The following is a 410-nucleotide window of genomic DNA, read 5'->3' on the forward strand; positions in this document are numbered from 1 at the left end:
CATGAATGCCCCGCTCCGCCAAGAGATTCTGGGCTTCCACCGCCAGGGACACCTCGGAGCCGGTGGCGATCAGAATGGCCCGGGGCTTGCCATCCGCTGCCTCCGACAGGATATAGCCCCCGCGGCGCAGGCCCTCCCGCGCCTTTTCCGCCGTACCATCCAGGACGGGCAGCTTCTGACGGGTCAGCACCAGCGCGACGGGCCGATCCTTTTCCAAGAGGGCTTCCCGCCAGGCGGCCACGGTTTCGTTGGCGTCGGCGGGGCGGAAAACGTTCAATCCGGGTATCAGCCGCAAAGAGGGGACGTGTTCCACCGGTTCGTGGGTGGGACCGTCTTCCCCGACGGCGATGCTATCGTGGGTAAACACGTAAACGACGGGCAGACCCATCAAGGCGGCGAGGCGGATGGAC

1 protein-coding gene is annotated in these 410 nt (G+C 66.1%); it reads right to left on the reverse strand.

Annotated elements, in window-relative coordinates; translation table 11 throughout:
• A partial coding sequence (locus tag RZO55_RS10085) for a transketolase-like TK C-terminal-containing protein (RefSeq protein ID WP_439100046.1) occupies positions 1-410 on the reverse strand: 410 nt, incomplete at both ends.

The organism is Clostridium boliviensis (assembly GCF_033342255.1).
Classification (GTDB): Bacteria; Bacillota; Clostridia; order Lachnospirales; family Lachnospiraceae; genus Lacrimispora; species Lacrimispora boliviensis.